Origin of the sequence: Streptomyces boncukensis (assembly GCF_011045075.1) — a bacterium.
In the GTDB taxonomy this organism is placed as follows: Bacteria; Actinomycetota; Actinomycetes; order Streptomycetales; family Streptomycetaceae; genus Streptomyces; species Streptomyces boncukensis.
Genome location: NZ_JAAKZZ010000432.1, coordinates 1 through 6,452, shown reverse-complemented (window position 1 = coordinate 6,452; position 6,452 = coordinate 1). Strand labels below are relative to the sequence as shown.

At 71.7% G+C, this 6,452-nt stretch carries 7 protein-coding genes; 2 read left to right on the top strand and 5 right to left on the bottom strand.

Going from position 1 to position 6,452, the window contains the following annotated elements; genetic code table 11:
* Positions 1–49 precede the first annotated feature (49 nt).
* Complete coding sequence (locus G5C65_RS28900; protein ID WP_338146714.1) at positions 50–2,146, bottom strand: APC family permease; 2,097 nt, start codon at positions 2,144–2,146, stop codon at positions 50–52.
* Positions 2,147–2,214: 68 nt separating this feature from the next.
* Here G5C65_RS28900 and G5C65_RS28895 point away from each other — a divergent pair, with 68 nt between their 5' ends.
* The gene (locus G5C65_RS28895; RefSeq protein ID WP_165301989.1) at positions 2,215–2,880 is read left to right on the top strand and encodes an NAD-binding protein; all 666 of its coding nucleotides are present in this window, start codon (positions 2,215–2,217) and stop codon (positions 2,878–2,880) included.
* Positions 2,880–3,557, top strand: coding sequence for a potassium channel family protein (locus tag G5C65_RS28890; protein WP_165301988.1), 678 nt, complete (start codon positions 2,880–2,882; stop codon positions 3,555–3,557). Before G5C65_RS28895 ends, G5C65_RS28890 begins: the two co-directional genes overlap by 1 nt.
* A 22-nt stretch (positions 3,558–3,579) precedes the next feature.
* Here the strand turns inward: G5C65_RS28890 and G5C65_RS28885 are convergent, their stop codons facing one another.
* The 4 genes from G5C65_RS28885 to G5C65_RS28870 form a co-directional block, all read right to left on the bottom strand.
* Complete coding sequence (locus tag G5C65_RS28885) at positions 3,580–4,308, bottom strand: DUF3159 domain-containing protein (protein WP_165301987.1); 729 nt, start codon at positions 4,306–4,308, stop codon at positions 3,580–3,582.
* A 3-nt stretch (positions 4,309–4,311) separates the two neighbouring features.
* The gene (locus G5C65_RS28880) at positions 4,312–4,719 is read right to left on the bottom strand and encodes an OB-fold nucleic acid binding domain-containing protein (RefSeq protein ID WP_165301986.1); all 408 of its coding nucleotides are present in this window, start codon (positions 4,717–4,719) and stop codon (positions 4,312–4,314) included.
* 37 nt (positions 4,720–4,756) lie between these two features.
* Positions 4,757–5,443, bottom strand: coding sequence for a response regulator (locus G5C65_RS28875; RefSeq protein ID WP_165301985.1), 687 nt, complete (start codon positions 5,441–5,443; stop codon positions 4,757–4,759).
* Between the two features lie 60 nt (positions 5,444–5,503).
* On the bottom strand, positions 5,504–6,452 hold a 949-nt coding region (locus G5C65_RS28870), incomplete at its 5' end, for a sensor histidine kinase (RefSeq protein ID WP_241266129.1).

Genomic DNA, 6,452 nt, shown 5'->3' with positions numbered 1-6,452 from the left:
GGTGCGGGAAGGTCGGCGGCGGTCCGTGCGCCGCGCGCGGCCTGTCAGTCTACTTCCCGTCGCGCTGGGACGGCCCGGTGCCGGACCGCCGGCCCGTGCGGCGGTTCCCCGTCCCCTTGTGGCCCGGTGTCCTGGCGGCCGGGCCGCGGCGGACCGAGCCGGGCGCGTTCCACTGCTCGCGGCGCCGCGCCCGCCGCTTGGCCAGCTCGGAGGACTCCAGCTGGTAGGGCACCGAGGTGACCATCACCCCCGGCGTGAACAGCAGCCGGGTCTTCAGCCGCAGCGCGCTCTGGTTGTGCAGGACGTGCTCGTACCAGTGGCCGACCACGTACTCGGGGATGAAGACGCTGACGACGTCCCTCGGGCTCTCCTTGCGCAGCCGCCTGACGTAGTCGATCACCGGCCGGGCGATCTCGCGGTAGGGCGAGTCGAGAATGGTGAGCGGGATGTCGATGCCCCGCTCGTCCCACTGCGCGCGCAGCTGGTCGGTCTCCTGCTGGTCCATGTTGACGGTGACGGCCTCCAGGGTGTCCGAGCGCATCAGCCGGGCGTACGTCAGGGCCCGCAGCGTCGGCTTGTGGATCTTGGAGACCAGCACCATGGCGTGCACCCGCGCGGGGCGCGGGGCGCGCTCGCCGGGGTCCTCGGCCGACAGCTCCTCGGAGACGCTGTCGTAGTGCCGCCGGATCGCCGTCATCAGGACGTAGAACAGCGCCATGCCCAGCAGCGAGACCCAGGCGCCGTGCGAGAACTTCGTGACCAGCACGACGACCAGCACCAGCCCCGTGAAGAACGCGCCGAAGGCGTTGATCGCGCGGGAGCGGTGCATCCGGCGGCGCCGCGCCGGGTCGGTCTCGGTGCGCAGCAGCCGGTTCCAGTGCCGCACCATGCCGGTCTGGCTGAGGGTGAAGGAGACGAAGACGCCGACGATATAGAGCTGGATGAGCCGGGTGGAGTCGGCTTCGTAGACCACCACGAGTATGGCGGCGGCGCCCGCGAGCAGCACAATGCCGTTGGAGAACGTCAGCCGGTCCCCGCGGGTGTGCAGCTGGCGCGGCAGATAGCGGTCCTGGGCCAGGATCGAGCCGAGCAGCGGAAAGCCGTTGTACGCGGTGTTCGCGGCCAGGAAGAGCACCAGCGCGGTCGCGGCGGCGAGGTAGATGAACGGCAGCGAGCCGTCGCCGAAGACGGCCGCGGCCACCTGCGAGATCACCGGGTCCTGGTGGTGCCCCGCCCCCGCCGGCACACCGTCGATCAGCAGGTTGTCCGCCGGGTCCTCCGCCATCCGCACATGGGTGGCCAGGGCCAGCGCGATGACGCCGCAGAACATGGTGACGGCGATCAGGCCCATCATGGCCAGCGTGTTCGCGGCGTTCTTGGACTTGGGCTTGCGGAAGGCGGGCACCCCGTTGCTGATCGCCTCGACGCCGGTGAGCGCGGCGCAGCCGGAGGAGAAGGAGCGCAGCAGCAGGAAGGCGAGCGCGAAGCCGCTCAGCCCGGACTCGTCGGTGTGGATGCCGTAGGAGGCGCTGGGCGCGCGCATCTCGTCGCCGAAGACGCCCGCGCGCACCGCGCCCCAGGCCAGCAGCGCGAAGACGCCGAGTACGAAGCAGTAGGTGGGGACGGCGAACAGCTTGCCGGACTCGCGGACGCCGCGCAGGTTCATCAGCGTCAGCAGCACGATCACCCCGACCGCGCAGAGCGTCTTGTGCTCGACGACGAACGGGACGGCGGAGCCCAGGTTCTCCACCCCGGAGGAGATGGAGACGGCGACCGTCAGCACGTAGTCGACCAGCAGCGCGCTGGCGACGGTCAGCCCGGCCCGGCGGCCCAGGTTGGTGGTCGCCACCTCGTAGTCCCCGCCGCCGCTGGGGTAGGCCCGCACGTTCTGCCGGTACGAGGCGACCACGGTGAACATCAGGACGACGACCGCGACGGCGATCCACGGGCTGAAGTGGTACGCCGAGACGCCCGCGATCGACAGCACCAGGAGGACCTCGCCGGGCGCGTACGCCACCGACGACAGCGGGTCGGAGGCGAACACGGGGAGTGCGATGCGCTTGGGGATCAGCGTCTCGCTCAGCCGGTCGCTGCGGAGCGCCCTCCCGAGGAGGAGTCGTTTCGGAACGTCGGTCATCCTGGACACGCAGAGGATCGTATGCCGTCGGCCATGCGATCCTGAGACGGCCCGCTGTACGGGACGAAGGGACGGGCGTGCACATTGTGATCATGGGCTGCGGACGGGTGGGAGCCGAGCTCGCGCAGACCCTGGAGCGGCAGGGCCACACGGTGGCGGTCATCGACCAGGACCCCACCGCTTTCCGCCGCCTCGGCTCCGGCTTCGGCGGGCGCCGGGTCACCGGTGTCGGCTTCGACCAGGACACCCTGCGGGAGGCGGGCATCGAGGAGGCCGGGGCCTTCGCCGCCGTCAGCAGCGGTGACAACTCCAACATCATCTCGGCCCGGGTGGCCCGCGAGATGTTCGGGATCGAGCACGTCGCGGCCCGGATCTACGACCCCCGGCGCGCGGAGGTCTACCAGCGGCTGGGCATCCCGACGGTGGCCACCGTGCGCTGGACGGCCGACCAGATGCTGCGCAGGCTGCTGCCGTCCGGCGCGGAGCCGCTGTGGCGGGACCCGAGCGGCACCGTCCAGCTGGCCGAGGTGCGCGCCTCGCCGCAGTGGGTCGGGCAGCGGGTGAGCCGGCTCCAGGAGGAGGCCGGGGTCCGGGTGGCGTTTCTCACCCGGCTGGGCGAGGCGATGCTGCCCGGCGCCGACACCGTCGTCCAGGAGGGCGATCTGGTGCATGTGATGATGCGCTCCGACCAGGTGGTACAGGTGGAAGAGGTCTTCGCTGCCGGGCCCGAGGGAGAGCACTGATGAGGGTGGCCATCGCGGGAGCGGGCGCGGTCGGCAGGTCGATCGCGGGCGAGCTGCTGGAGAACGGACACGAGGTCCTGCTGATCGACAAGACGCCCTCGGCGATCTCCGTCGAGCGGGTGCCCCAGGCGGAGTGGCTGCTGGCCGACGCGTGCGAGATCACCTCGCTGGACGAGGCGGCGCTGGAGCGCTGCCATGTGGTGATCGCGGCCACCGGCGACGACAAGGTGAACCTCGTGGTCTCGCTGCTCGGCAAGACCGAGTACGGGGTGCCGCGGGTGGTGGCCCGGGTCAACAACCCCAAGAACGAGTGGCTGTTCAACGAGTCGTGGGGGGTGGACGTGGCCGTGTCCACACCGCGGCTGATGTCCGCGCTGGTGGAGGAGGCGGTGAGCGTCGGCGACCTGGTGCGGCTGCTGCGGTTCTCGCAGGGCGACGCGAACCTGGTCGAGCTGACGCTGCCGCCCGAGGCGGCGCTCGCCGGGACCCGGGTCGGGGAAGTGGTCTGGCCCGAGGACACGGCGCTGGTCACGATCATCCGCGGGAACCGGGTGCTCGCGCCCGATCCGGAGGACGCGCTGGAGGCCGGGGACGAGCTGCTGTTCGTCGCCGCCCCGGCGCGCGAGGAGCAGTTGGAGGAGCTGCTGTCGGTGCGGGCTCCGGAGGACTCGGTGTGACGCGCGCCCCGCGGGGGGCGCGTCAGCTCCCGGGAGACTTCGCCGCCTCCTCGCGGGCCTCCCGCTCCTCCCGCTCCTCCCGCTCCTCCATCTCCGCGATGACGTTGATGGGCGCGGGGGCCTTCGCGAGGAAGATCCAGGTGAGGTAGACGGCGAGCAGGAACGGCGGGATCTTCAGCGACACGGTGACCCAGCCGAACTTCGCGGTGTCCGCCCAGAAGTACATCGGGAAGAGCACCGCGCACTTGGCGAGCAGGATGAGGCCCCAGGCGTAGCTCGCCTTCGTATACGCCTTCTTGCGGCCCGGGTTGCGGGTGCGCCAGGAGAGGTTCTCCTTGAACACCGGCCCCAGGACCAGCCCGAGCAGCGGGACGCCCGCCATCGCGGTGACCAGATAGGCGACCGAGAGGCCCAGCGTGTAGAGCATGCCGGGCAGATAGAAGTCCTTCGCGTTCCCCGTCATCATCGCGAAGAGCACGCCGAACAGGACGCCGAAGACGCCGCTGAAGGCGTGCTTGACGGTGTCCTTGCGGGCCAGCCGGACCGCGCCCATCAGCCCGGACAGCACCAGCGCGGCGATCGCGGCGCTGTGGATGTCCTGGTTGACGGTGTAGATCGCGATGAAGACCAGTCCGGGGACGGTCGTCTCCACCAGGCCGCGCACACCGCCGAACGCCTCGAAGAGCGCCGCTTCGGTGACCGCCTGATCAGCCTTCTGCTGGTCGGCGGCCGGCTTGTCGAGTGAGGTCACCCGCTACTCCTGTCCGAGGGGTCGCAGCTCGTACTTCGGGTTGAACATCACCGGGCGGCCCCGGCTCGTGGTGATCCGGCCCTGGACTATCAGCTTGCGTCCCGGCTCGATGCCCGCGATGGCGCGGCGGCCCAGCCAGACGACGTCCAGCGCGGCGGAGCCGTCGAACAGTTCCGCCTCCAGCGTGGGCACTCCGGCCCGGGGGCGCAAGGTCACGGTGCGCAGCGTACCGGTCACCCGGACCTGGTCGCGGTCCACGCAGTCGCAGATCCGGGCGCAGCCCCGGCCCTCCGCCTCCTGGCGGAGGTCCTCGGAGCGCAGATCCTCCTCGGAGGTCGAGAGCCGCTCCAGGAACCGCCGGAAACGCCCGCGGGGTCCTGTGCTCCGCTGCTCGCGGGTGACGCCTGTCATGGAGGCCAGGGTACCGCCAGAAGGCGAACCGCCCCCCTCACTTCTCGAACCGGTACCCCATCCCCGGCTCCGTCACGAAGTGGCGGGGGTGGGCCGGGTCGGTCTCCAGTTTGCGGCGCAGCTGGGCCATGTAGACCCGCAGATAGTTGGTCTCGGTTCCGTACGACGGGCCCCAGACCTCCTTCAGCAGCTGCTTCTGGCTGACGAGCCGGCCGGTGTTGCGGACCAGCACCTCCAGCAGATGCCACTCGGTCGGGGTGAGCCGTACGTCGCGGCCCTGGCGGTGCACCTTCTTCGCGGCGAGGTCGACGCTGAACTCGGAGGTCTCGATGACCCCGGCGTCCTCGGCGGACCCGGCCGGGGGCTCGGCGCGGCGTACGGCGGCGCGCAGCCGGGCCAGCAGCTCGTCCATGCCGAACGGCTTGGTGACGTAGTCGTCGGCGCCCGCGTCGAGCGCCTCCACCTTCTCGTCGGAGGTCTGGCGGGCGGAGAGGACGAGGATGGGCACCCGCGTCCAGCCGCGGATGCCGCGGATGACGTCGACGCCGTCCATGTCCGGCAGCCCCAGGTCGAGTACGACGACGTCGGGGTGGCGGTCGGCCGCGAGGCGGAGCGCGGTGGCGCCGTCGGGGGCGGCGTCCACCTCGTACTTCCGTGCCTTGAGGTTGATCACGAGGGCGCGGACGATCTGCGGTTCGTCATCGACCACGAGCACCCGGTGCATGCGGTTTCCTCTCGTTCCCGGTGATTCCGTTGTTGTGCGGGGAGCTGCGCGCGCGGGGCACTAGGTCAGGGCCTCCGCGGGGAGGCGCGCCTGCCTGGCGGCGCGGCCGTGCGCGGCGCGCAGGGTGAGCACCATGGTCATACCGCCGCCGGGGGTGTCCTCGGCCTCCAGGCTGCCCCCCATGGCCTCCGCGAAGCCGCGGGCCACGGCGAGGCCGAGCCCGACGCCGGAGCCGGCGGGCGCGTCGCCGTAGCGCTGGAACGGCTCGAAGATGCGGTCCTTGTCGCTGTCCGGGACCCCGGGGCCGCGGTCCATGATCCGCACCTCCACCCGGTCGGCCAGGGCGCTCGCCTTGACCAGTGTCTTCTTGCCGGGCGGACTGTACTTGACGGCGTTCTCCACCAGGTTGGCGACGGTGCGCTCCAGCAGCCCCGGGTCGACGGCGACCAGCGGCAGCGCCTCCGCGATGGCCAGCCGCACGCCCCCCTCGGGGACTCCGGTGAGGGCCTTGGGCACGACCTCCTCCAGGCTGATGTCGCGGATCAGCGGGGCGACGGTGCCGGTCTGCAGGCGGGACATGTCGAGCAGGTTGCCGACCAGGTTGTCCAGCTTGTCGGCGCCCTCCTCGATGGAGCGCAGCAGCTCCGCCTCGTCCTCCGCCGACCACTCGACGTCGTCGGAGCGCAGCGAGGAGACGGACGCCTTGATGGCGGCCAGCGGGGTGCGCAGATCGTGCGAGACGGCGGCGAGCAGCGCGGTGCGGATGCGGTTGCCCTCGGCCAGCTCGCGGGCCTGCGCGGCCTCGCCGACCAGCCGCTCGCGGTCGAGGACGCCGACGGTCTGGGCGGCGAACGCGGCCAGTACCCGGCGGTCCTCGGCGGGCAGCACCCGGCCGGAGAGCACCAGCATCCGGCGGTCCCCGACGGGCATGTCCACGTCCCCGTCGTCCGGGCGGACGAACTGCCGGCCGCCCGGGACGGCCGCCTGCACCCCGTCCCCCGTCCGGGCC